Consider the following 24902-nt stretch of genomic DNA (forward strand, 5'->3'; position numbering starts at 1 on the left):
AAAGGGGCAACTTAACTAAATAGCCATTGTATCAACAATGGATTACGTTCGAGCACGCTTATCCAGTTCCCGTAATACGTCGGCCAATGTACGAAAACGGTTGGCATCGCCAATAAAACCCAGTCCCGTCATAATGAGCGCAAAACCACCCGTGCTAACCCAGAACCATGAATCAGCATTAATTTCTTTGAGTTTCGAGCCATGTAATAAGGTGGCTAATCCGCTTCCCAGCAGCATGGCCCCTCCCCCACCAAACAACCAGTATTTTGTAATCAGTTTCTTCTCGCGTTGCGTTCTCATGGTGATAATGGTTTGATTTTCGATTCTTCAGGAAAACCATACCAGCGGCTTCCGGTTCACAAAAAAACTGTACCTTACTCCGTAGTTATGCCTTTTGAGGTAGTTAGTATCTCGTTTAGTGAGCAACTGGTTACGAAGAGAATGTTATTTTCTTTCTACTCGCTACCCATCTTTTGTGTAGCTTCTACAAATGGTTTTCGATCTATTTATCCGTTCTAAACTTGTCTCAACACGCAAACCGGCTTACGGTACAACCTATTATGAAGTACATTTTCCTTGCCTCTTTTTGTTTTGTCATGCTTGCCTGTAAACCTTATAAAGAGAAGGTCTGCGGAAAAATTGATGATAGCATTCGCCACTACATGGAACGTAAAGCCGACAAAGAGCAGAAGGAGCTGACAATCGATGCGTTAAAAACCACCGACTTTGACATGATCGGTGCCGGTCGGATCGACTCGATGAGCAAGGAGTACTACACTAAAAAGATAGCGTCTTTCCAACATCTTCAGCAGACTGCCGGAGCAAACGCCAAAGCGTATGGAGACTCAGTTGATTACTATATGAAACTGGATTCACTTACTACGTTGCAAATCGCGAACAGATGGCGAGATCCACAAGACTATTATTATTCAAAAACGTACGTCAAAGCAACGAATGGCAACGTAAAGACCGATGATACGTTACGATACGCGCTTGATAAGACATATAAATTAATCCCTTTATTCTGAGCCAGTTACTCCACAGAAGTATGCTTTTATTTTTCGTAGATCTTGTTTCTATGAAGCTGGTTCAACTAGCAGCTCTGGCCATTTAGACAGTCAAACTTATGTCTGTCCCATCAAAAAAGTTACTCACCCAGGTTACCTCTAGCGCGCCAAGCCAAAAACAAGTATATTCCCCTTTCGTTTATCAACTAATAGGAACCCGCACTTATCTAAATCAGAACGCCAATGCCCGAATTTACCCTCGGAATCGAAGAAGAATTTCAGACTATTGACCCCAACACGGGTGAGTTGCGTTCGCATATGTCAAAGATCGTTGATGGAGGCCAAATTGTCCTTCACGAACGCGTAAAAGCCGAAATGCATCAGGCTGTTGTGGAAGTCGGCACGAACATCTGCCACAACATTCACGAAGCACGCCAGGAGGTTACCTACCTCCGCAAGATGATCATTGAACTGGCCGAGAAGCAGAATCTGAAGATTGCCGCTGCCGGTACACACCCCTTCTCCGATTGGCAGGATCAGTTAATTACGCCCAACGAAAGGTATGATCAGCTCATCGAAGAGTTGCGCGACGTAGCTCGCTCGAACCTGATTTTCGGTTTACATGTACACGTTGGCATTGAAAATCGCAATGAGGGCGTTCAGATCATGAACGCCGTGCGGTATTTTCTGCCTCATATTTACGCCCTCTCGACAAATTCGCCGTTCTGGCGGGGGCGCAATACAGGATTCAAATCGTATCGCTCGAAGGTATTCGATAAATTTCCACGTACGGGTATTCCTGACTTCTTTTCGTCGGCCAATGAATATGACGAGTATATTAATCTGCTGGTTAAAACCGGTTGTATTGATAACGGCAAAAAAATCTGGTGGGATATTCGATTGCACCCGTTCTTCGACACGATTGAGTTCCGTATTTGCGACGTACCTATGCGCGTAGACGAGACGATTTGTCTGGCGGCCATCATGCAGGCTTTGGTCGCGAAAATCTACAAACTACATAAGCAGAATCTGAATTTCCGGCCCTACCGACGTATTCTCATCAACGAAAACAAGTGGCGGGCGGCTCGCTATGGTATCGAAGGAAAACTGATCGACTTTGGCAAAGAAGAGGAAGTGCCTACGCACCAGTTGATTCTGGAATTACTCAGTTTCATTGACGACGTAGTGGACGAACTCGATAGCCGCGCCGAGTGCGAATACGTACTGAAAATTCTGGAAATGGGTACCGGCGCCGACCGTCAATTAGCTGTGTTCCAACAACACAACGACTTAAAGCGGGTTATCGATTACATCATTGAGGAAACTTCTTTTGGCGTCGTATAGTTAAAAGTAGAGCGGCTGAGAAGCCGCTATTTCTATTATTTATCTGTGGCTTCCAGCCGCTCTACACTCTATGAGCTTACTTAAAATTGCCGTTCTTGATATGAATAATGGGCATGCCAACGAAGGCATGCGTTGTATTATACAACTGATTCGGAATGTACAGGGGAACGACCATGCTGAACTGTCGTTCGATGTATTTAATGTCCGGGCTAATAATGAAGTGCCTGGTTTAGAGTACGATGTTTATATTTCTTCGGGCGGCCCCGGCAGTCCGATGGCTTCACCCGACGAATGGGAGCAACGCTATTTCGAGTTGATTGATCAGCTTTTTGACTGGAACCAGCATAACGAACGGAAAAAGTTTGTCTTCCTGATTTGTCACTCCTTTCAGTTGGTTGTCCGGCATCTGGACTTGGGTACGTTGAGCTTGCGGAGATCGACTTCCTTCGGAATCTTTCCGGTCCATAAAACGGACGAAGGCTATTCGGAACCCCTTCTTCAAGGCTTGCCAGACCCATTCTACGCCGTTGATTCGCGGAGTTATCAGATAACGGAACCCACGGTCGAACGTATGGAGGCTATGGGCGCGTCTATCTTGTGTCTGGAGAAAATCCGGCCGCATGTAGCCCTCGACCGGGCCATCATGGCGATGCGCTTTTCTCCTGAAATTATGGGCACGCAGTTTCACCCCGAAGCCGACAATCAGGGCATGCTACGTTACTTTATGACGCAGGAAAAGCGAGATCACATTGTCAGAAACTTCGGTCAGGAAAAGTATGACGACATGGTGGCGTATCTACAAGATCCGACCAAAATTGCCCTGACTGAATCGGTAATTTTGCCCGGTTTTCTGCGGCAGGCGATTCAGGCATTGGCCTCTCCCGTTGCTGCCGAAGAGTCAGAATTTTTATACTAATTTTTATCATCGCTCCGATAACAGTCCGATAATAAAGTGAATTTCCGGTGACCTTTCATTACCGGAAATTCCTGAACCGTCTATGATCCAATCCGCTCGCCAAGCCTACAACCAGGCTTTCAGTCCAGACCGTTATCAATCTTTTTTAGCTAAAATTGATGCTGACTTTCCGGGTCAGTTAGACTTTCGCGTGGCCGAAACACCCGTTTTTGTGCCGAAAGTTCTGACGGATAAAATTCTGCAAGCCTGCGACGATATTATAGATGTTATTACGCAGGCGGATTTTAAGACGTTGACCGAGAATGCTATTCCGTCTGGGCAGCGTGTGCCAAATGAAGACGATCATACGCAGTTTATGGCGGTAGATTTTGCAGTCTGTATGGACGAGACGGGTGAGTTGATGCCACAGTTGATCGAACTACAGGGTTTTCCATCGCTTTACGGATTTCAGCCCTACGTAGCGAATCTCTTTCGTACTACGTATCCAATTCCAGATAATCTTTCCCACTTGTTCACGGTTGATTCCAATGCCGAGTACATAGAGCAATTGCGCCAGATGCTGGTGGGTGATTGCCAACCCGAAGAAGTTATTCTACTGGAAATCTATCCCGAAAAACAAAAGACCCGTGTCGACTTTGCCTTGACGGAAAAATACTTCGGTATTGCACCCGTTTGCCTGACCAAGATTAGAAAAGAAGGAAGAAATTTAGTTTACGAAAAAGATGGTCGTCAGGTACGTATCAAGCGGCTATACAACCGGCTGATTTTCGATGATTTACAAAATTTCCCGGACCTCAAGACCGATTTCCACCTAACCGACGATGTAGATGTTGAGTGGATCGGCCATCCAAACTGGTTCTTTCGCATCAGCAAATACACACTGCCTCTGCTGAAAAGTCCATTCGTTCCGGCTAGTTATTATCTGTCCGATTTGAAGGAATACCCGGCCGATCTGGAAAACTACGTACTAAAACCCCTGTTTTCGTTTGCCGGTAGTGGCGTTAAACTGACGATCAACGCTGCCGATCTCGACGTCATTCCGACCGACCAGCGCGCGGGTTATTTACTTCAGCGCAAGGTTAAATATGAGCCGGTTATTCAGTCGCCCGATGGGTTGGTTAAATGCGAGATACGGATGCTGTTCATCTGGCCAAAAGATGACGCTAAACCTACACTTCTGACTAACCTTAGCCGCCTGAGCCGGGGTGAAATGATTGGGGTGAATTTTAATAAAAATAAAGACTGGGTTGGTGGTTCTGTTTGCTTTTTCGAAAAATAGATAACCACATATCAAGCTAAATAAAGCTACAAATAACTTCTTCACGCAACTTGTCGCAGTAACGTACTACCACGTCTGCAACAAGTTGCGTGAACTATTTTAGCCAGCACTCCCTAAAACTTCCTTATAAGAATGCATTTATGATTCCTGATTCACTTTATTAACCTAACAGAAAATATAGCCGCACGCTAAATACGATTAACCAATTATCTGTTCTTAATTTATATTAACCCTATAATACGCATATATGAAACATTTACAAAACAGACATGCATCATGTTTCCCTGGTTTTACTACGTTATCTCGTTAGGACTACTGGTGATACTTATTCTTCAGTGCCAGCCTGGAGATCACCCGAAAGCGGTTAAAAATTGGCTCCAATCTAATCTTTTTTTCGTGGGCCTGTCACTCATTACGCTCACGTTCATGCGGTTACCGAGTTTGTTCCACAATGAAGAACTCAACCCCGATGAAGGTCAGCTAGTAACTCAGGCTATCACACTCCTGCAGGACCCGGTTTTCGGCCGCTCGGTGGATGGCACTTCCATCGGCCCAATCAATAGTTACTTACTGTTGTTACCTCACCTGTTCGGCTTACCAACTGATTACATCGCAGCGCATATCACTAGCCTGATTCTGATTGGTTTAGCCCTTACAATTTTTTATTTTAGCCTTCTCCGGTTGATTTCACCGACCGCAAGCCGGTTGAGTTTAGTTATGGCTCTTGTTTTCTTTGCCTGGACTACCGAAAACGATTACCTGCATTATAGCAGTGAACTTAGTTCACTACCTATTATCACGGCCTGTTTCTATTTTGCGGTCAGACTATTTCAATCGAGGAACGTAGCGGTTGGTACATTGTGGGAGTTAGGCATTGCGGGGTTAACGCCCTACTGTAAATTACAGACACTGCCAATCGTGGGCACAATACTTGCTCTGGTAACGTGGTATTTATTCTGGACGAAACGACAACAGGCGATCGGGTCATTCCTCACCTTGTCCGCTGCATTCCTGCTCCCCACGATTGGTGTATTTAGTCTGGCGTATTGGTTCAACGTTGAGCGCTATTTCATTGATTATTACTTCATTGGCAACTTAACGACCTATGCCCAGATTTACGCCGATGAACCACTAATCCACCAAAATTTCTTTATTAAGCTGCTCCGATTCCCAATTTTCACCATACATCACTCCGATTTCAGTCTTTTCATTTTGTCCAATAGTTTTTTCATCATGCTGGCCACTATCCTTCTTGGTTGGTCGATCCGAAAGAAAGAGAACCTATGGAAAAAATCTTCCTGGACACTCCCGCTGGTGTTATTAACGGCCTTGAGTGCCTTATGGGCCGTTGTTATGCCGGGCACTGAATTTGGGCATCACTTACTTCTGCTCGTATTTCCATTTTGCTGGGTTATTGGGCTGTGTCTTGAATTTGTGCTGAATCATCAACCCGCTCAATTTCAACCTCGTCTGGTAGCGATTGTTCTCGGGTTATTGATAGGCGATATTGCGCTGTCAAATCATTTTTTGTTGCCCTATATCAAGCAGTTTGCTCATCGTTCCATAAAGCCAACCGTTGCGTTGTCTGCCCAACCCGATCCAACCAGTTTACAGGTTCGAAATCCACCCTTATTCTGGTTTCCGGCCAGAACCGAAGTCATACTATCGCCCGTTGCTCAGATAATAAAACAGTACACCAAAGATTCGGATAAAATGGCCGTTTGGGGATGGAATTGCCGGTATTATGTGGAAGCCCAATTAGCGCAGGGGGTCAGTGAAAACCATACACAACGTAGCATCGTACCAAACCGGATGCGCGACCAATACCTCAGTCGCTACGTACGTGAGCTGAAAACTAACAAGCCTGTCGTCTTTTTAGATGCTGTTGGCCCTGCCAGCTTAATACTGAACAAACGAAGTCAGCAACACGAACAGTTTGCCAGTGTCAATACTATTATTCAACATCAATATTCGCTAGTCGCAACGCTTGATGATGTGCGCGTTTATATACGTCGGGATCGGTTAACTTCGCAGCGCCTTTCACCAAGTATCAAGACCATTTCAACTTTATGAATACAGCTGCTGAAAAAGCGCTATTTGATCTTACCGGAAAAGTGGCCGTTATTACCGGTGCCAGCAAAGGTATCGGCGAAGACATAGCCAGAGTATTCGCTCGTTTTGGTGCGAAAGTAGTCGTTAGTAGCCGCAAACAGGATGCCTGCGATGCCCTGGCCAATGACATTAAAGAGCAGGGTGGCGACGCTACGGGTATTGCCGCCCATGTAGGTGACATGACCCAGCTTCAGCGATTAGTTGATAAATCCATCGAAGCATACGGCGGCATTGACATTCTGGTCAACAACGCAGCCTCCAATCCTGTCTTTGGCCCCTCACTCGATTGCGACGGTATGGCCTTCGATAAGATTATGCAGGCCAATGTAAAAGCTCCTTTTGAACTTAGTAAGCTGTGTTATCCCAGTATGAAAGAACGGGGCGGAGGCAGCATTATCATGATGAGTAGTATTGCCGGTCACACACCCGATCCTGGCTTGGGTATATACAGCGTGAGTAAGGCGTCGCTTAATATGCTCACCAAGGTGCTGGCGAAAGAATGGGGACCGGACGGTATCCGCGTCAATGCCATTTGCCCGGGTCTGATTAAAACTAAATTCAGCCAGGCGCTTTGGCAAGACGAAAATATCCTGGATCATTTTACCAAGCGTCTACCCATTGCCCGTATGGGCACTACCGATGAAATCAGCCCGCTGGCGTTGTATCTGGCCTCTGACGCATCTTCTTACAGCACCGGTAGTTTATTTTATGCTGATGGTGGAACCGTAATTTAACCCATTTCCTATGCCTCCTCTCGACACCCGCGAAGTCTGGCTACGTGGCCCGTTACCCGACATACCAGCGCTGGTACAACCGGTTGCTCATGCGCTACTGCAAGCCCGCGAAGAAGTGAATGCCTTGCTACAGGATTTTCCGGAAAGTCTGCTTTGGCAACGCCCTCTGGACCGAAACAACGTAGCACTGGCGTCGGTTGGTTTTCATTTGCAACATTTGACTGGCGTATTGGATCGTCTCTTTACCTACGCTTGTGGAGAGGGGCTTTCCCCTGATCAACTGACTGCTTTGGCCGCCGAAGGAAAGCCTACCGAACCATTTCCGTCGATTCAGGAATTGATTGATCGGTTCAATGAGCAGGTCGACCTGGCGCTGGCTCAGCTACGTGTCACCAATGAGCAGACACTTACAGAGATACGTGGGGTTGGACGGGCAAAACTGCCTTCAACCGTCATTGGTTTGCTGGTTCACTCGGCCGAGCACACCATGCGCCACGTGGGTCAGTTATCGGTAACGACGAGGCTTATAACAGATTAACCTTTTTTTAAGTTATAGTTCATATGCTTTTAACAATAGCATCTGACCTTTCGTACGAAAAGGCCGCCAGTCAGGCGAGTTGTTTCACTACATAAAATCTAATCCCATGAAAAAGCTAATTTGGATGGCTGCGATCGCAGTAACCGTGTTAACAGGAAATGCCGCAGTAGCCATCTCTCCTTCGCAGGATAAGCCCGTATCAACAACGACGACAACAACGAAGAAATCAACGCCGGTTAAAGCCACTACGTCGTCGACTAAATCGACTCATAGCAAGCACGTTAAGAAAGCCGGATGATCTATCTTCGAGCTACTGTAAAAAAGCGAGCTGGAAAACCAGTTCGCTTTTTTATTGACGATTTATGCCTTGTTTATCACCTCAAAAGTCACAACAGACTTCGTCTCGCTTGTCACACGAAAGCGGTGGTCAATTCGTCGGCCGATGACCCAGGCAATCTGCTCACCCGACAGCAGAACAGCCGTTTGCTCCCGTTCAGAACGGCTCAGTTTGAGATCATTCAATAAATCGCTGATTAATTTATGACCATTCAATCCCAATGGTCGGAAGCGGTCACCCTGCCGCCAGGGCCGAATGATGAGTGGAAATACGAGTCGATCCGCATCTAAACACGCTACGTTAGGATTAATATCCGGCCGGAAGTTCTCAGGTTTCTGAAATCGCTCGATAGTCAACGTAAACTGCCCTGCTACGTCCACGGAAGCTATTGGCCAGTCTGTCAGTTTGATTTCGTAATCAGCCACTACTGAAAGTTCTTCCAGTAACAAGCCGGTCGCACCAGACGACAATCGTTCATGTGTCATGCGATGCGTTGGCGAGTCAAACCTCTGTCCTATTGCCTGTGTCAATGATGCAACCAGCTGAATAGCCTGATCGGTTGTAAAGCCAAACGGTTTCAGCCACTCTCCCAATCGGAACGGCAACTCCGGTAAGGCTAGTAGTTTTGCGATCGGCAGGAATGTTTGCTTACCGATTGGTTCAGCTATCTCCCGCCACGAACGGTCAAGTTCGAGTTGAACCAATACGTCGGCTGCCCGTAATCGCTCAACCGTACGCGGCAATGTTTGCCACAAACCCGGGTTTAAATCGGTTAACACCGGCACCACATGGTGGCGAAGTCGGTTACGAGCGTACTTGTCATTGGCATTAGAACTATCTTCCCGATAGGTAAGTTTCTGTTCCTCAGCATACGTAGCAATAGCAGCCCGAGTTGCAAACAGCAACGGTCGGATGATGCCATTCTGACTAGCAGCAATGCCGTGCAAACCCGCTAATCCCGTGCCACGTGTCAGATTAAATAAAATGGTTTCCAATACGTCGTTCTGATGGTGGGCGGTCGCCACACCAACGTAGTGGTGTTCCTGAACAAGTTGCGCAAACCAGGCATAACGGAGGTCGCGGGCGGCCATCTGAATAGAAATGCCACGCTCTGCTGCAAACTCAGTTGTACCGAACTGAGTCAGATGAAACGGAACCCCATACTCTTCCGCCTTGTTTTTAACGAAAAGGGCATCGGTTTCAGACTCCGGTCCGCGTAATCCAAAGTTAACGTGAGCTATGGCAAACGGTTGACCAAGACGATAAAACAGTTCAGCCATTACCATTGAATCGATACCGCCACTGACGGCCAACAATACACAATCGGTCGGTTTGAACAGCTTTCTGTCGTTAATAAATCCTAAAAAATCCCGTTCCAACATACGGTGTCGGCTCGAAGCCGTAGTTTTGTCATTATGATTCGTCTCATTGCCCACTTTCTTGTCATTTCCATTGGGCTTGGTTTTCTGTTTGTATCTACCTCTGCCTCAGCGCAGGTTGGCAGCCCCACGCCTGCCCGCCCGTCGGCAACGGGTGGTGCGTCAGATAAAGTGGAATTGTTCCATGCCGACAGTTTGGTCGTTATGAACATCCCTGGACAGGCCGTTCGGAAATTATATAATAACGTTCGACTGCGACACAAAGGCGTACTGATGTATTGCAATCTCGCCATACAAAACGTAACGACCAACGTGATCGAAGCCTATGGGAACGTCCGGCTGGTACAGGGGGACACCATCAACGTTCAGGGCGATACCATGTTTTATTATGGTAATACTCGCCAGGCGAATCTGCGCGGTCGCGTCATCATGCGCGATCGTAAAATGACATTGACCACGGCCCAGCTTGACTACGACATGCTGTCGGGGATGGCTCACTACCCCGTGCCCGGCCGAATTGTCGACAAGGAAAACGTACTGACCAGCCGCGAAGGTTTTTACGATACCCGATCTAAACTCTTTACTTTCCGCCAAAACGTTAAGCTGGTAAATCCCAAAGGTACGCTTACTGCTGATTCACTGCTCTACAATTCACTGACTCGTATCGCGACTTTCCAGGGGCCGACGCGAATTGTCAATAAAGATGGCGTTTTAACGTCTATCGAAGGTCAATACAATACCATCACCGGCATCTCAAATTTCCAACGACGAGCCACTGTCGATACGCCTAAATATCGGCTCACCGGCGATTCGCTCTATTACGATAATATATCAGAATTGGGCATTGCCAAAGGGAATGTCATCATGGTTGCCAAAGACCGAAAAGCCGTTATTACCGGCGACCATGTTCGGTATAATGGGAAAGCGGGTATTTCGCGGGTAACTGGCCACGCGGTCGCTAAAAGTCTGGCCAACGAAACCACGAATGATACCCTCTATATGCGGGCCGATACCTTATTTTCTTTCGATAATAAACTGACCAATACCCGTCGGCTCCTGGGTCAGAAAAACGTATTTATTTACAAATCGGATCTGCAAAGTAAATGCGACTCACTCATTTATGATACGGCTGATTCAACGATTTACTTCTATAAAAAACCCATCGTCTGGAGTCAGAATAAATACCAGATGGAAGCCGATTCGATGAAGGCGTTTCTCAAAAACAATCGAATCAACACCATGTATCTGAAGACTAAATCGTTCGTTATCTCACTCGATACGCTCAATAATTTTAATCAGATAAAAGGCCGTACCATAACCGCTTACTTTACCACCAAAGCGATTAGTAGTGACACAATTCCGGCCAATACGTCTAAGCCTAAGGGTAGTAAGCAAACGTCGACAATGGCTTCGGCAGCACGTAACGTTTCAGCGATTGCAACGAAGGCCCCTCCTCAACGCGTATCGGATATCAAAAGCACATTACCCGGTTCAGGCACCGCTCCGGTTCAGGAGCAAACGGTACTCGACCGGGTACTCGTGGATGGAAACGGGCAAAGTCTTTATTACGCGCTTGACGAAAAAAATAAGATGATTGGTTTGAATCACGTTGAATCCAGTAAAATGAATATCGAATTTGTCGATAACAAAGTCGGGCAAATTCGGTTTTATGGACATCCAGATTCGGAGTTAATTCCACCAAAAGAAATAACAGAGGATGCCAAGGAACTGGATGGTTTTCGTTGGCGAAAGGAAGAAAAACCAACCAAGAATCAGGTTTTGTGGCTGGAAACACCACCAACGGAGAAGCCAGTAACTAGAAAACCATTAAAAAATAGATCGGCAATTAAACCATTAGCTAAAAAAGGGGTTCCAAGAGGTATTAATTAACCCTTTTAACAATTTTTTAGATAACCAACCGTTGACTTTGTCTTTTATCTTGAATAGGTTTGTGTTGAATATTTGTGTACATAGAGGACTTTCATGAAACAAATTATACTTATTGGTGTATTGACGGGCTTGCTAGCGGCAACGATCCCTCTCCAGGCGCAGGTCGCCCAGCGGGATTCGGATGCTCGTAAAGGAAGTCGACTTGAATTGGGTCGTACGTCTCCACCAGGCAAAACGGGCTCGTCTAGCCTTTCCTCCCAGCGGTTTTTGATCGCGCCAAATCCAACCTTATCGGGGTTAGATCGGGCCATGTCGGTAAACAAGAACACGGCAATCAACGCGCACTATCGGTCGTTGCTCATAGCACAGTCAGGTACTAAACCAACGGCACGGGCAGTTTCTAACGAGGTCCCACCCGCTGTTTCCAATGAAGCGCGCGTAGGAGTCACACAGGAAAATAAAGACAAAGAAGGAGGCCTTTATTCGAGTGAGAAGTTATGGGTTTCCAATGCCTACCCAAACCCAGCCGACGACATCGCAGAACTGGATTATCAGTTTAACGGTCCGGTTAATGAAGCTAAACTAGTTTTATTGAACGTATTAGGTGAATCTGTAGCCGCTCACGAACTGGATCGTGGCGAGCGAAAAGTTCGTATTGCAACACGTCATCTGGATACAGGTTATTACCTGTATCAACTCTCGGTCGATGGAAAAAAGGTCGCTACCAAACGGCTTCTTGTTCGCCATCAATAAGAGTTGGCTTTGTTTGTTAAAATAGCATAAATACCGCCAGTGATTGGTCATTCTCGGCACTATGGCAGGCTACGTCGTCGTTAAGACGGTGTAGCCTGTATTTTTTTTGTATCTTTGCACCCATATGCAACACCGTCATATTGTTAGGGCTCTCCTTGGTATTGGGGTCTTACTTCTCCTTGGATCGTGTAGTCCGTTCTCTAAATTACAGAAGAGCGGAAGCGACGATGAAAAATACAAAGGAGCTGTTGAATACTATAAAAAAGGGGACTGGTACCGCGCTGGCTTACTGTTCGAGGAGTTGATTCCTGTACTTAAAGGCAGCACAGAGTCCGAAATGGCTCAGTTTTATTACGCCTACACGCAGTATCAGCAACAGCAATATTTGTTGAGTGCTACGTTATTCAAGAAGTTTTACGAGACTTTTGCCCGATCGGACTACGCTCAGGAAGCGATGTATATGTATGCCTACTCGCTGTACAAAGACACGCCCTCGTTTAACCTGGATCAGTCCAATACCCTCACCGCTACTTCGGCTCTTCAGGATTTCATTAATACGTACCCTGATAGTAAATACAAAGAAGAAGGCACCAAGTTGATTCTGGACTTACGCGGAAAGCTGGAACGAAAGTCATACGAAAAAGCGAAGTTGTATTACAAAACCAGTGGTTTTAATATCGCTTCCTACAAATCGGCCGTAATTTCTATTAATAACTTTCAGAAAGATTTTCCGGATTCAGAATACAACGAAGAGCTAGCCTTCTTAAAAGTAGATGCCGAATTTAGTCTGGCACAGAATAGTCTGGAAGCCAAGCAGAAGGAACGTTATCAGGAAGCAATCAGTTATCACCAGGCGTTTGTGGATAAGTACCCTAGTAGCCGATTCTTAAAACAGTCGGAGAAGATGTACGAAACCAGCCAGAAAGAAATTGAACGGCTGGACAAACTGGAACAGGAGCGTGAGAAGGAAAAAGAAAGGCTTAAAGACGCCACTCGCCCAGCAAAAGTAACCGCAGCAAATCAATAGTTTACCGTTTCTGATTTACGATTGTATAGTGTCTGGCACACAATCGTAAACAACAAACCAAGTACTGAAAACCAAGTATATGGCAACGAATCAATCCATTATTACCCGCAACAACGATAAAATTGCGGCTCATACCGGAAATCTATACGAATCGGTATCGATTATATCGAAACGCGCCCGACAAATCGCGTCGAAAAATAAAGAAGAGCTGAGTAACAAATTGTCGGAGTTTGTTTCGGCGGTTGACAACCTGGAAGAAGTATTTGAAAACCGGGAGCAAATCGAAATTTCGAAATTCTACGAGCGTATGCCCAAACCAACCTCCATTGCAACGGATGAGTTTCTGGAAGGCAAAGTATACTGGCGCTATAACGACGAGGAAGCTCAGCAGTAATGCGAGTCTTTTATCATTTTCAGGACCGCATGGTATAGTTTTTACCATGCGGTTTTAGTGTTTTAGTCCCTTCATACTTTCACAAATACGCCTACTCCCAGCGCCATATGTCAGTAGCGGGCAAACGAATTCTTCTTGGTGTAACGGGAAGCATTTCAGCTTACAAATCGGCCTTATTAGTCCGGCTTTTACTAAAAGCCGGAGCCGATGTGCAGGTCGTCATGACAGAATCGGCACAGATGTTTATTACACCGCTAACGCTGGCTACGTTATCGAAGAAACCAGTGCTGTCTACCTTCGTTAGTACGGATAATGGCAGTTGGAACAACCACGTTGACTTGGGCCTCTGGGCTGATGCCATTGTGATAGCACCCGCTTCAGCGCATACATTGGCTCGCTGCGCTACTGGCCTCTGCGATAATCTGTTATCAGCGGTTTATCTGTCGGCGCGATGTCCGGTATTTTTTGCTCCGGCAATGGACGTGGATATGTACCTTCATCCCACCACTGTTGAAAATATACGTCGGCTTACATCGTTTGGCAATCATTTTATTCAGGCTGAATACGGCGAACTGGCCAGCGGCTTGGTTGGCGAAGGCCGTCTGGCCGAGCCAGAAACGATTCTACAGGTTCTTGATACGTTTTTTGAGCAAGGGGCAAGAGGCATCGGGTATGGGGGGCTGGTGGGAAAGAAAGTATTGATAACGGCAGGACCAACACAGGAATCCATTGACCCAGTACGTTATATCAGTAACCATTCGACTGGCAAAATGGGCTATGCCCTTGCCAGAGCGTTTGCTAAAGCCAGCGCAGACGTCACATTGGTGAGCGGACCAACAGCGCTACCGGTTCCTGATCCATCTATTCGACGCATTGATGTTCGGTCGGCACAGGAAATGTTCGAAGCTACACAGGCCGTTTTTGCCGATGTCGATATTGCGGTTTGGAGCGCAGCCGTCGCCGACTATACACCGGCTTATCCGGCAGACCGAAAGATCAAGAAAAAAGAAACTACGTTCGCCATTGAGTTAACCAAAACTACCGACATTGCCGCTACGTTAGGGGCTCAGAAACGACGTGGGCAATTAATAATGGGCTTTGCTCTTGAAACAGACAATGAACATGAGAACGCATTAAAAAAACTTTACGCAAAGAATTTAGACTGGATTGTGTTAAATTCACTGCGTGACGCGGGTGCGGGCTTCGGGCACGATACGAATAAAATTACCGTTATTGACAAAGATGAGCAAACCCATGAATTTGCCTTAAAATCGAAAGAGGACGTAGCACAGGATCTGGTAATGTTAATTGGGGATGCCTTAAAATCGATGTGAATTAGTTGTTCTCCTTACAGAAGAAGTCAGTGCCAGAGAGTAGAGTTCTACAGAGAAAATCCAATGAAATCGATACAAGTAATAGTCCTGTTATGTTGTCTGACCAGCGCAGTACGGGCGCAGGAACTGAACTGCCAGGTGACAATCAACTCAGACCAGTTGTTTGCTCAGCAGAAAACTGATTTCTCGTATGTAAACCAGTTGAAAGGCATTATTACCGATTTCATGAATAATCGGCGGTGGAGCAATGACCAGTTTACGGTTGCTGAGCGTATCAACTGCTCGATGAATATCAACCTGGTCAAGTCATTGGCACAGGGGGCTTTCGAAGCAACTGCCCAGATTACGGTAACCAGACCTGTTTATGGAACTACTTATGAATCAACGACTTTTAGCTACGTTGATCGTTCTTTTAACTTTGTTTATTTACCAACAACACCCGTTTATTTTCGGGAAAACCAGTTCTCCGACGATCTTACCTCTCTGCTGGGATTCTATGCCAATGTTATATTGGCTGTAGACTACGATACGTTCAGTAAGCAGGGGGGCAATCCATTTGTGCAACGGGCGTATTCGATTGTCAACCTGGCTCAACAGGGGTCGCCCAATGGGGCCTGGCAAACGGGCGGTGACCGTCGTAACCGGTACTGGCTCATTGAGAATTTACAGAATCAGCAGTTGATCCCATTTCGCGACGGTCTCTATACCTATTATCGCCAGGGGTTAGATGTTTTTGCTACGAATCCGGTACAGGTGCGAAAACAAACCCTCGATCTGTTGTCTATGATTCGTACCATTGGCCTGCAGTTACCGAATTCAGTTCTACTTAACTCTTTCTTCGATGCTAAGTCGCAGGAATTGTATAATATTATGTTTGAAGGAACCCCGACCGAGCGTAAACAAGCGTTCGAGCTGCTTTCCTACTTAGACCCGGCTAAAACCGAAAATTACCGGAAATTAATTACGGATGGACAGTAAATAATCACCAGTTGTTAGTCGTCAGCAACAAACCAGATCCAGGCGTATTGTTATTGACTGACGGCTATCGACTGATAACTATTTACGGCTAACTACTCACTGATTTTGCTATCGCATTTATTAATAAAAAACTACGCGCTGATTGACGAAGTCGAACTCATGCCCGACCGTGAATTGAATATCATCACGGGCGAAACCGGGGCGGGGAAATCAATCATGCTGGGCGCTATCGGCTTGTTGCTGGGCAACCGGGCTGATACGCGTGTGTTATATAACCCGGAGAAGAAGTGCATAATTGAAGGTACATTCGGCGTATCAGGGTATAGTATTGAACGAATTTTTGAGGAAGAAGAATTAGATTATTCCAGTACGTGCATCGTTCGCCGGGAAATTAGTGTCAGCGGTAAGTCGCGGGCGTTTGTCAACGATACACCGGTGAATCTTGAAACGCTCCGACGCGTAACGAGTCAGATGATGGATATCCATTCGCAGCACGACTCGGTGCTTCTTGGCTCAAACGAATACCAACTGGAGATTGTGGATGTCTACGCGCAAAATGACAATCTGCTACGTCTGTACCGCGTTGATTATCAGTCCTACCGCTTAAAAAAAACGCATTATGACCAATTGAAGGTTGAAGCGTCAGTTATGCGTAAGGAGTTCGATTACAATAATTTTCTTTACGAAGAACTGATTAAAGCCCAGTTGCAGCCCGACGAGCAGGAATCGCTCGAACAAGAACTGACAATTCTTGAAAACGCGGAAGAAATAAAAGAACGCTTACAATTGGCCTATGAATATTTAGATAACACGGAACAATCAGTTATTGACTTTTTAAAAGGTACGGTTAGTAATCTCGCCTATATCAGTAAGTTGTCGGACCAATATGAGCAGTTGCTGCAACGCGCCCAAAGTAGTCTGATTGAACTTCGTGATTTAGCAGACGAAATCAGCACAGAGCAGGATCGCGTGGAGATTGATGACACACGGGCTGAAACTATTCGGGAACGGTTGAATCTGGTTTACCAACTTCAGGCCAAGCACCAGCTTAAAGACGTAGCGGGCTTAATTGCGCTACGTAATGATCTTGGTCAGAAAGTGAGTAAAGTGCTTAATCTGGATGATGCCTTGGCTGACGCAAAAGCACAGACAGAAGCCGCTCGTGTTCAACTTCAGACCAGTGCCGACACTTTATCAGCTTCGCGCCAGGCCGTTCTGTCGTCTATTGAGACCGAGATCGGTGGTCTACTTCAGGAGCTTGGCATGCCCAATGCCTCGCTGAAAATACAGGCTGAAACGAGCAAACCGACAAATACAGGTGCCGACACGATTTCATTTTTGTTTAGTGCGAACAAGGGCGTCAAGCCGCAGCAACTGAAAAACGTAGCATCGGGCGGTGAGTTTTCCCGCTTGATGATGGCGATCAAATACATTCTGGCCAGCAAACGATCGTTGCCCACCATTGTATTCGACGAAATTGATACGGGCGTTTCAGGCGAAATTGCGATCAAAATGGGCAACATGATGCGCGATATGGCACACAGCCACCAAATCATTGCCATCACGCACCTCCACCAGATAGCCGGGCAGGGTACCGCACACTATTTTGTATATAAAGACCATTCGGCGGATAAAACCGTAAGCCGCATCAGAAAACTCACGCTCGACGAACGTATCAACGAGATTGCGCAGATGATCGGCGGTAAAAATCCATCGACCAGCGCCCTCAAAAATGCCCGTGAAATCTTGAAACAAGGGGCTACGTCGGTAGCGAAATGAAAGTAGACTCACCAGTAACATTTAATTTCACCCGTTTTCAATGTATAAATTGACGCTTTTAGTGGCCGGGGTTCTCGGCATTAGTGGAGTTCTCTGGGGCTGTAACTCGGGGAAGGAAACTGTTAAAGAAACGGAGAACGAGGTATTTGCTATCCATGATGAAGTAATGCCCAAAATCGATGACATCATGAAACTGAAGAAGCAACTCAAACAACGTATTGCGTTGCTCGATAGCTTGAAAACGACTGGCTCAGCGACTGCCGAGGTTCGGATTGGCGAAGAAAAAGATCAAGCTTCACGCTTGAGCCGTAACCTCCTCGTTGCCGATAGCTTAATGATGGATTGGATGAGTCACTATAATGGAGATACGTTAGCTAAACTCTCATCCGACGACGCGTTGCGTTACTTAGGAGCGCAAAAAGATCAAATATCCGATGTTAAAACAAAAGTTAATACCAGCATTGAACAGGCGAAACAGTTTCTGGGCAAAAAATAGCCTGTATCTGCTCCTGGTGAGTTTGGCGGCATTGCTGTGGAGTTGTAACTCTTCGACAAATGATAAACTTCCCATCTTGGGCCAGCGGGAGGCCATCACAAAGACGGTGGACGGGAAATCAGTAACCGATTCAACGTATCAGACAATTCCCGATTTCAAGTTTGTTAGTCAGTATGGCGATACGGTAACAGCTAAAACACTCGACAACAAAATCTATGTAGCCGATTTTTTCTTCACCAGTTGCCCAACCATCTGCCCAAAAATGAAGGTGCAATTGAAACGGGTTTACGAGAAATTTAAAGGGAATCCAGACGTAATGTTACTGTCGCACACCATTGATCCCGCCCACGATTCAGTGGCAGTTCTAAAGGAATTTGCTAAAAATCTGGGCGTAACGGGTCGCCAATGGCTATTTGTTACGGGAGATCGTGACAAAATTTATGACATTGGCCAAAACAGCTATATGGTCACGGCACAGGCTGATTCGTCGGCACCAGGGGGCGTTGTCCATAGTGGTGCGTTCATTCTGGTCGATAAAGCCAAACATATTCGGGGCATTTACGACGGTACAACCGAAGCCGGTGTTGACAAACTAATGAACGACATGAACCGGCTGCTGGCCGAGTATACTCAATGATGCGCCTTACAGGAATTTTATCTGTGTTCGTTACCCTTTTTGTCCTTGTTTCCTGCCAGAGTGATGAAGAGATTAAGCGGCAGAAATACATTACCGAAGGCATTCTGGTTTATAAAAACAATTGTGCAAACTGCCATCAAAACAAAGGTGAAGGGCTGGCGGCTCTGTATCCACCTCTGGCCGGATCAGATTATTTAGCCAATAAAAACAGTGTAATTTGTTTGATACGGTACGGCCAGAAAGGAGCGATTGTCGTTAATGGCAAGCCTTACAACCGTCCTATGCCCGCCCAACCACAGCTCAGCGACCTGGAAGTAGCAGAATTAGTTACGTATATCTACAATGAGTGGGGAGGAGAAAAGAAACTGATCGGCGTTAAAGAGGTCACACCAATCTTAGACACTTGTGTAAAATAGGCTTTAGTCGCCAGTCTCTAGTTTTTACCGCCTGACCAGCAACTGACAACACCCGATTAAATTCCTGGTTCAACGTTGAAAACACCTGATGGTTTTCGGATTGAATACTGCGAAAAATCCTGATTCGCATCCAGGCCAATTCCGTACAGTTTTTCGCCTGTTAACTGGCTCAGTATCGTCACTCGTTTGTCTGTATAGACTTTCTTGGTCTGTGGTTTCCAGTAAAGTTCGGGGGTGAGTAGCTTCTCCTGTTTCTGCTTATTGATAACAACCACATGACCCATCACTACGTATAAATCTTTGGCTTTATCGTAGCGGCCCGAGTCAGATCGGAGCGTCGTTACCTCCTCCCCTGTTGGGCTGTAGAAAACAATATTTACAGGTTTGGGATACTTCCGATCATCATTAATGTACCGAAACTGCTTGGGGGTTGTTAAGCGAACCTTCAACTTGGCAGCCTCGCTATACAGCAGTTTCACATCATTAATTTCTTCAATAGGTCCGCTATAAGGGATTACTTTTTTCGTCTGCTTAGGCTCTTCGCAGGCTATAAATAGACATGAAGAATGAAGAATGAAAAGTGTAGAATAAAAAACAGTCTTTATCCGCGTCACGTCTCTATTCTTTATTCTACACGCTATATTTTTCATTCTTTAGTAACCAGTTAATCAACAACCTGTTTCCGGAACCACCAGTCATTCAATGAGAAGCCCAGAGCGATACGCACATATTGCTCCCGAATCTGTGTACCTGTCAATACACCCCGCTGTCCACCCACTAGGGAGAGTGTTACGTGGTTGACGAAGTAAGCGCCCAGCGGCAGTGACAAACCTAAGCTACCGTTAATATCATTGATCTGGGTCCCATTCACCTGATACGGAAGGCGATTATACTGGAAGCCAACGCGATAAGTAATTAAATCACGATACCGATTAGACGTTGGTTTAGGCGTATATTCCAGTCCAGCTGCGATATTCATCGCGTCAGCCAAGCCTCCGGACTGGTTATCTGCCGTACGATACTGCGACCATTTCTGCATACCTACATCTACCCCAAACAATAATGAATTGCCCTTTTCGAGGCTAATACCAACGCGCATCTGCTCTGGCAATGTTGCTTTACCTTTAGAATTCAATCGCAACGTATCGGGCACGGCCCCTACATAGGATTGCTGATAGATGTCAGTCTGATTGGCATTAATATTCATTTTGGGATCATACGTAGCCCCCACGTTAAGCGTCCATGTATCACTTAATTTAGGACGCCAGGCTGCGCCTAATTTAAAGACGATATCGCTGTAATTTGTGCGTCCCAATCGAGTTATCGTTACGTTATCAGCGTTTGGATTGAATTTATCGTATGTGAGCGCAGACGATGAGTGCGTGATGTTACCAAAGAGAAACGAAGCCTCTGCGCCGACGTAAATATTTTTGGTAACGCGAACCCCATTCGCAAACGTCGCTTTATTCAAGCCACCGCGGCCTGTATAATTATACACTGCGCTATTGGTAGTACCCTGTAGATCAGCCGTTTGCTGAATACTGTAGTTAACGTAGGTGTACGGCTTCAGGCTAATCGACATATTCCAACGCGAATTGGCAGGAAACGAAAGAGCCAGATAGCTTAGATTACCAGCAAAGTTATTTTGTTTTTTGACCGTATTGCTCAGGTTCTGGCTAATAGCGGTCGATTGCCCGATCAGGCCCACCTCAAATACCGTAAAACGGGTTCGACGGGCTAGTAGTGCAGGGTTTTGCAGATTCAGGTAGAAGGCACTGGCATTGCTGATACCCACTTCGCCCATGCCCATATTCGTTACGTTAGCCGGGCTGTATAATTCTCCGACGCCCAGAGCAGAGTAAGGTGAATTACCCAATCCCTGTGCCAGCACAATCGGCGATGTCGCGGCAACGGCCAGCAAACTATGCGTTAACGTCTGGCGTATTCGCTTGTATATTTTCAACATTATAGCGTAAAATTCGATTCAATCCAATCAGCACCAATTCAGGCACTGCAAATATCGGCTGTTTAAGACGACTTTCAAAGGAAGCCGCATCACCACCACATGCCAGCACCACAATACCCGGCCTTTGCTGACGATACATGTCGATGATGCCGTTCATCTCAAACAGTAGCCCATTCATCGCGCCACTCTGCATTGCCTGCTTTGTATTCTTCGCGGTCAGCCCAGGCCATTCACTAGCCAGATCAACCAACGGCAGTCGGGCCGTTTGTTCATGCATGGCCCGAAAACGCATATGTAGCCCCGGCGAAATTAGCCCGCCCTGGAAGACGGCATCCTGATCGATAAAGTCAGCGGTCAGGCACGTACCTAAATCAAACACCAAACAATCTTGTCCTGGAAATAAGCTTACTGCGCCTGCTACAGCCGCAATTCGGTCAGTTCCAAGCGTGGTGGGCGTATCATAGGCCTTACGTATAGGCACTGCTGTTTGGCTATCCAACAACCAAAAATCAGTTTTTAAACCGGCTAATTGAGTACGTATCTCATCAGCCGGTCGACTGGTTGATGACACTAGCATATGGTCTACAGAACGATTTTCAAGATCGACTACCAATTCATCCGGCGATTCATACCGACCGGTTTCAGTCAACGTTGAGCCATCGAACCAACCTGTTTTCAGACTTGAATTACCCCAGTCTACAACCAGATTCAATGTAGTTAGCCATTGGGTAGGGTTCCTATTTATTCCCATACGAAAGAGTGAACGTTGATTTAAAGGCAAAATTTATACGCGCTCAGCGTTTTAAGTTTTTTTAACGATGCAATTGTCCCTACCTGGATCGCCACGTAGCATAAGACCAGAATGGCTGTCAACAGAGCGACCGTTTTCTTGTTGCCATTATTTTATTTCAGAACTGGAAACATTTATTAGCGAATAACGTTCTATTGACAAAACCAGATCAAACTACTACCTTTGTCACCATCAATCCGGTCGACAGGTAGTGCTTTCATCAAAGCAGCAGCCTGTAGCCATTACGGCAAACCGTCGCAACGGCGAACCAACAAAACGTCGCACCGCAGTTTTCCAAACGTTTTGATAACCACCGTGTCTGGCCCCACCAGACCTTTGTGTTTGGATCAGGTAAATCATCCCAGTTTATAGTATAGTTTTATTTTCATCACGTAATTACTTGAATTAGTTGAGGTTACTTTGATTTATTAATCATAAAGCCCCACGAGCCTATAATATGGCCTGATAGCCTGCCTGTCAAACTGGCTGTTTCATATTTCACAATCCCCAATTTCCATCCTTGCCGCTCCAGCGGTCCTTTCAAGGTTTATTGCTAACCTGACCTGTATGTTTAAGAAAGAAGAATTAGATATGAAGCTTCTCTCGGAGCTTCACCCCATTGCCGAGCAATTTGGCATCCGCAACATTGCCAAATTCACGAAAGAAAAACTTGTTTACGAAATTATAAAACAACAGTCTGAGAAACCCGGGCCCGAAATACCTGAGGCAACCGCGGCTGTTGATGAAGCGCCCAAGCGTGGTCGTCGGATAAAACCGGCTGCTACGTCTGATCCAGCGCAAATGAGCCTACCCGTCGAAACTGTAGTCGCTACACCAGATACAGCCAAGCCCCGGCAGCGTGTTCGTCGGGAGGTTGCAGCTACCGATGCGGCTGTCAGTTCTGAGCAGCCAGCGGCAGCAGTCCCTGAAGTGACCGAAAGCACGCCCGCACCGGCCATATCGGAACCCACCACAGTTCCTGAAGAGCGCCAAAGCGAAGCAGGCCAACCAGCGCAGAATGGTGTCGAGAATCGGCCCAACCGCAATGGTAGTAACTTGTCCACAACAGATCGTCCGGAACGGCCTTTCCAAGCCGGGAATCCACGTAACGACCGAAATCGTACGAATGGTAACCCATCCGGGCCACGCGACGTGAACGCTCGGCCAGATAATAACCGACAACGGATACAACGGCCCGAAAATACCCAGTCAGGATCACGCGATGTGAACGCTCGGCCAGACAATAATCGGCAACGTTTAGACACTAACCGTGAGGCAGGTTCAGGTCAGCGTGATAACGCCCAGCGACGTGATCAACGGCCGCGTACCCAACGCATAGTAACCGACGAAACAGGGCTAAACTACGGCGGCCAGGCTGATGAGGAGTTCATGACGCCAACGGTCGTAACGGAAGACAACGCAGCCAATATGCAGTCTTCGGGTAAAACGCCGGTTTCTGTTGTCAATTCGGAGGTTGAAGCGGTTAGTTCACCAGCCGAAACGCAGGCAGTTCAACAACCTCAACCCGAAACCGAGCAACCGGCTCCACAGTCGCAACCGGCTCGGGAAGCGCAGGAATACCAGAACCGCATCCGTCGCCAGTATAATCAACACATTCGTGAGTTCGATGGTATCATCGACAATGAGGGCGTTCTGGAGATAATGCAGGATGGTGGTTATGGCTTCCTTCGATCAGCTGATTACAACTACCTGGCCAGCCCGGACGATATTTATGTATCGCCCTCACAAATTAAACTGTTCGGCCTGAAAACGGGCGATACCGTTCGTGGCGCTATCCGTCCACCCAAGGAAGGTGAAAAATATTTTGCGCTGCTACGTGTTTCGACTGTAAATGGTAAAACAACCGAAGAAATCCGGGATCGGATTCCGTTCGAATACCTGACTCCCCTTTTCCCCGAAGAGCAGCTTCATCTGAGCAACCGCCCCGATAATTACTCGTCGCGCGTACTGGATTTGTTTGCCCCTATTGGCAAAGGACAACGCGGCATGATCGTTGCACAGCCTAAAACGGGTAAGACCGTTTTACTGAAAGAGATTGCCAATGCCATCACGAAGAACCATCCAGAGGTGTATCTGATCGTGTTACTGATCGACGAACGTCCTGAAGAAGTGACCGATATGGCCCGTAGCGTGAATGCTGAAGTAATCTCCTCCACATTCGATGAACAGGCCGACCGGCACGTGAAGGTATCGAGCATGGTTCTCGAAAAAGCAAAGCGAATGGTTGAATGCGGTCACGACGTAGTGATTCTACTGGATTCCATTACGCGTCTGGCGCGGGCTTACAATACGGTCGTGCCTTCGTCGGGTAAGATTTTGTCGGGTGGTGTAGATGCAAACGCCCTTCACCGCCCCAAACGCTTTTTTGGTGCAGCCCGGAACGTGGAGAATGGTGGTTCGCTGACCATTATCGCTACCGCCCTGATCGACACGGGTTCGAAAATGGATGAGGTAATCTTTGAAGAATTCAAAGGTACCGGCAACATGGAACTTCAGCTCGACCGCAAGCTGGCGAACAAGCGAGTTTATCCAGCCATCGATGTCATGGCATCGGGTACACGGCGCGAAGACCTGCTGTTAGACAAGGAAACCCTGCAACGCGTCTGGATTCTACGCAAACACATGTCGGATATGAATCCGATGGAAAGCATGGACTTCCTGCTTGGCCATATGAAAGGGACACGTAGCAACGAAGAGTTCCTGATTTCGATGAATCGGTAGAATTCATATAGCTAAACGCAAAGCGCACAAAGGGTTATGCTGTGTCCACATGTT

General features: G+C 46.7%; 24 protein-coding genes. 19 read left to right on the plus strand and 5 right to left on the minus strand.

Annotated features, from left to right (window positions below):
- Positions 1-42: 42 nt before the first annotated feature.
- Positions 43-300 carry a hypothetical protein gene (locus ACYVEA_RS03870; RefSeq protein ID WP_461112011.1) on the minus strand — a complete coding sequence of 86 codons (258 nt, stop codon included), beginning with the start codon at positions 298-300 and terminating at the stop codon, positions 43-45.
- A gap of 260 nt (positions 301-560) precedes the next feature.
- Here ACYVEA_RS03870 and ACYVEA_RS03875 point away from each other — a divergent pair, with 260 nt between their 5' ends.
- The 8 genes from ACYVEA_RS03875 (at position 561) to ACYVEA_RS03910 (ending at position 8228) form a co-directional block, all read left to right on the plus strand.
- Positions 561-1028 carry a hypothetical protein gene (locus ACYVEA_RS03875; protein WP_461112012.1) on the plus strand — a complete coding sequence of 156 codons (468 nt, stop codon included), beginning with the start codon at positions 561-563 and terminating at the stop codon, positions 1026-1028.
- Between the two features lie 222 nt (positions 1029-1250).
- Entirely contained in the window at positions 1251-2351 is a 1101-nt protein-coding gene (locus tag ACYVEA_RS03880) for a carboxylate-amine ligase (RefSeq protein ID WP_461112013.1), read from the plus strand.
- A 70-nt stretch (positions 2352-2421) separates the two neighbouring features.
- Positions 2422-3267 carry a type 1 glutamine amidotransferase gene (locus ACYVEA_RS03885; protein ID WP_461112014.1) on the plus strand — a complete coding sequence of 282 codons (846 nt, stop codon included), beginning with the start codon at positions 2422-2424 and terminating at the stop codon, positions 3265-3267.
- A gap of 82 nt (positions 3268-3349) precedes the next feature.
- Positions 3350-4546, plus strand: a complete 1197-nt coding sequence (locus tag ACYVEA_RS03890; protein ID WP_461112015.1) for a hypothetical protein — start codon at positions 3350-3352, stop codon at positions 4544-4546.
- A gap of 276 nt (positions 4547-4822) precedes the next feature.
- Positions 4823-6619 (plus strand): hypothetical protein, encoded by a 1797-nt coding sequence (locus tag ACYVEA_RS03895; RefSeq protein ID WP_461112016.1) that lies wholly within the window; start codon positions 4823-4825, stop codon positions 6617-6619.
- Positions 6616-7392, plus strand: a complete 777-nt coding sequence (locus tag ACYVEA_RS03900; protein WP_461112017.1) for a glucose 1-dehydrogenase — start codon at positions 6616-6618, stop codon at positions 7390-7392. Before ACYVEA_RS03895 ends, ACYVEA_RS03900 begins: the two co-directional genes overlap by 4 nt.
- 10 nt (positions 7393-7402) lie before the next feature.
- Positions 7403-7930 carry a DinB family protein gene (locus tag ACYVEA_RS03905; protein ID WP_461112018.1) on the plus strand — a complete coding sequence of 176 codons (528 nt, stop codon included), beginning with the start codon at positions 7403-7405 and terminating at the stop codon, positions 7928-7930.
- A gap of 106 nt (positions 7931-8036) precedes the next feature.
- The gene (locus tag ACYVEA_RS03910; RefSeq protein WP_461112019.1) at positions 8037-8228 is read left to right on the plus strand and encodes a hypothetical protein; all 192 of its coding nucleotides are present in this window, start codon (positions 8037-8039) and stop codon (positions 8226-8228) included.
- A 62-nt stretch (positions 8229-8290) separates the two neighbouring features.
- Here ACYVEA_RS03910 and tilS read toward each other — a convergent pair whose 3' ends face one another.
- Entirely contained in the window at positions 8291-9649 is a 1359-nt protein-coding gene (gene tilS, locus ACYVEA_RS03915; RefSeq protein WP_461112020.1) for a tRNA lysidine(34) synthetase TilS, read from the minus strand.
- A gap of 33 nt (positions 9650-9682) precedes the next feature.
- Between tilS and ACYVEA_RS03920 the strand changes: the two genes are divergently transcribed.
- From ACYVEA_RS03920 to ACYVEA_RS03965, 10 genes are all read left to right on the plus strand, one after another.
- Positions 9683-11536, plus strand: coding sequence for an OstA-like protein (locus ACYVEA_RS03920; protein WP_461112021.1), 1854 nt, complete (start codon positions 9683-9685; stop codon positions 11534-11536).
- Between the two features lie 93 nt (positions 11537-11629).
- Positions 11630-12289, plus strand: coding sequence for a T9SS type A sorting domain-containing protein (locus tag ACYVEA_RS03925; RefSeq protein ID WP_461112022.1), 660 nt, complete (start codon positions 11630-11632; stop codon positions 12287-12289).
- Between the two features lie 124 nt (positions 12290-12413).
- The gene (locus ACYVEA_RS03930) at positions 12414-13316 is read left to right on the plus strand and encodes an outer membrane protein assembly factor BamD (RefSeq protein WP_461112023.1); all 903 of its coding nucleotides are present in this window, start codon (positions 12414-12416) and stop codon (positions 13314-13316) included.
- A gap of 79 nt (positions 13317-13395) precedes the next feature.
- Positions 13396-13710, plus strand: a complete 315-nt coding sequence (locus ACYVEA_RS03935; RefSeq protein ID WP_093833795.1) for a DNA-directed RNA polymerase subunit omega — start codon at positions 13396-13398, stop codon at positions 13708-13710.
- A gap of 107 nt (positions 13711-13817) precedes the next feature.
- On the plus strand, positions 13818-15044 hold the full coding sequence (gene coaBC, locus ACYVEA_RS03940) for a bifunctional phosphopantothenoylcysteine decarboxylase/phosphopantothenate--cysteine ligase CoaBC (RefSeq protein ID WP_461112024.1): 1227 nt from the start codon (positions 13818-13820) through the stop codon (positions 15042-15044).
- Between the two features lie 63 nt (positions 15045-15107).
- Positions 15108-16022: a type IX secretion system protein PorD gene (gene porD, locus ACYVEA_RS03945; protein WP_461112025.1), complete on the plus strand. Its 915-nt coding sequence runs from the start codon at positions 15108-15110 to the stop codon at positions 16020-16022.
- A gap of 105 nt (positions 16023-16127) precedes the next feature.
- Positions 16128-17801, plus strand: coding sequence for a DNA repair protein RecN (recN, locus tag ACYVEA_RS03950; protein ID WP_461112026.1), 1674 nt, complete (start codon positions 16128-16130; stop codon positions 17799-17801).
- A 40-nt stretch (positions 17802-17841) separates the two neighbouring features.
- A complete protein-coding gene (locus ACYVEA_RS03955; RefSeq protein ID WP_461112027.1) occupies positions 17842-18297 on the plus strand; it encodes a viral A-type inclusion protein in 456 nt (151 codons plus the stop codon).
- Positions 18263-18934, plus strand: coding sequence for an SCO family protein (locus ACYVEA_RS03960; RefSeq protein ID WP_461112028.1), 672 nt, complete (start codon positions 18263-18265; stop codon positions 18932-18934). Before ACYVEA_RS03955 ends, ACYVEA_RS03960 begins: the two co-directional genes overlap by 35 nt.
- Entirely contained in the window at positions 18931-19350 is a 420-nt protein-coding gene (locus ACYVEA_RS03965) for a c-type cytochrome (RefSeq protein ID WP_461112029.1), read from the plus strand. Before ACYVEA_RS03960 ends, ACYVEA_RS03965 begins: the two co-directional genes overlap by 4 nt.
- A 56-nt stretch (positions 19351-19406) precedes the next feature.
- Here ACYVEA_RS03965 and lptC read toward each other — a convergent pair whose 3' ends face one another.
- From lptC to ACYVEA_RS03980, 3 genes are read right to left on the minus strand one after another with little or no spacing between them, the layout of a single operon-like run.
- Positions 19407-19955: an LPS export ABC transporter periplasmic protein LptC gene (gene lptC / locus ACYVEA_RS03970; RefSeq protein WP_461112942.1), complete on the minus strand. Its 549-nt coding sequence runs from the start codon at positions 19953-19955 to the stop codon at positions 19407-19409.
- Between the two features lie 59 nt (positions 19956-20014).
- A complete protein-coding gene (locus ACYVEA_RS03975) occupies positions 20015-21316 on the minus strand; it encodes a hypothetical protein (RefSeq protein WP_461112030.1) in 1302 nt (433 codons plus the stop codon).
- Entirely contained in the window at positions 21273-22067 is a 795-nt protein-coding gene (locus ACYVEA_RS03980) for a type III pantothenate kinase (protein ID WP_461112031.1), read from the minus strand. The genes ACYVEA_RS03975 and ACYVEA_RS03980 overlap by 44 nt, the downstream gene beginning before the upstream one ends.
- A gap of 606 nt (positions 22068-22673) precedes the next feature.
- Here ACYVEA_RS03980 and rho point away from each other — a divergent pair.
- On the plus strand, positions 22674-24848 hold the full coding sequence (gene rho, locus ACYVEA_RS03985; RefSeq protein WP_461112032.1) for a transcription termination factor Rho: 2175 nt from the start codon (positions 22674-22676) through the stop codon (positions 24846-24848).
- Positions 24849-24902: the final 54 nt, after the last annotated feature.

The sequence above is a fragment of the Spirosoma jeollabukense genome (genome assembly GCF_054777855.1).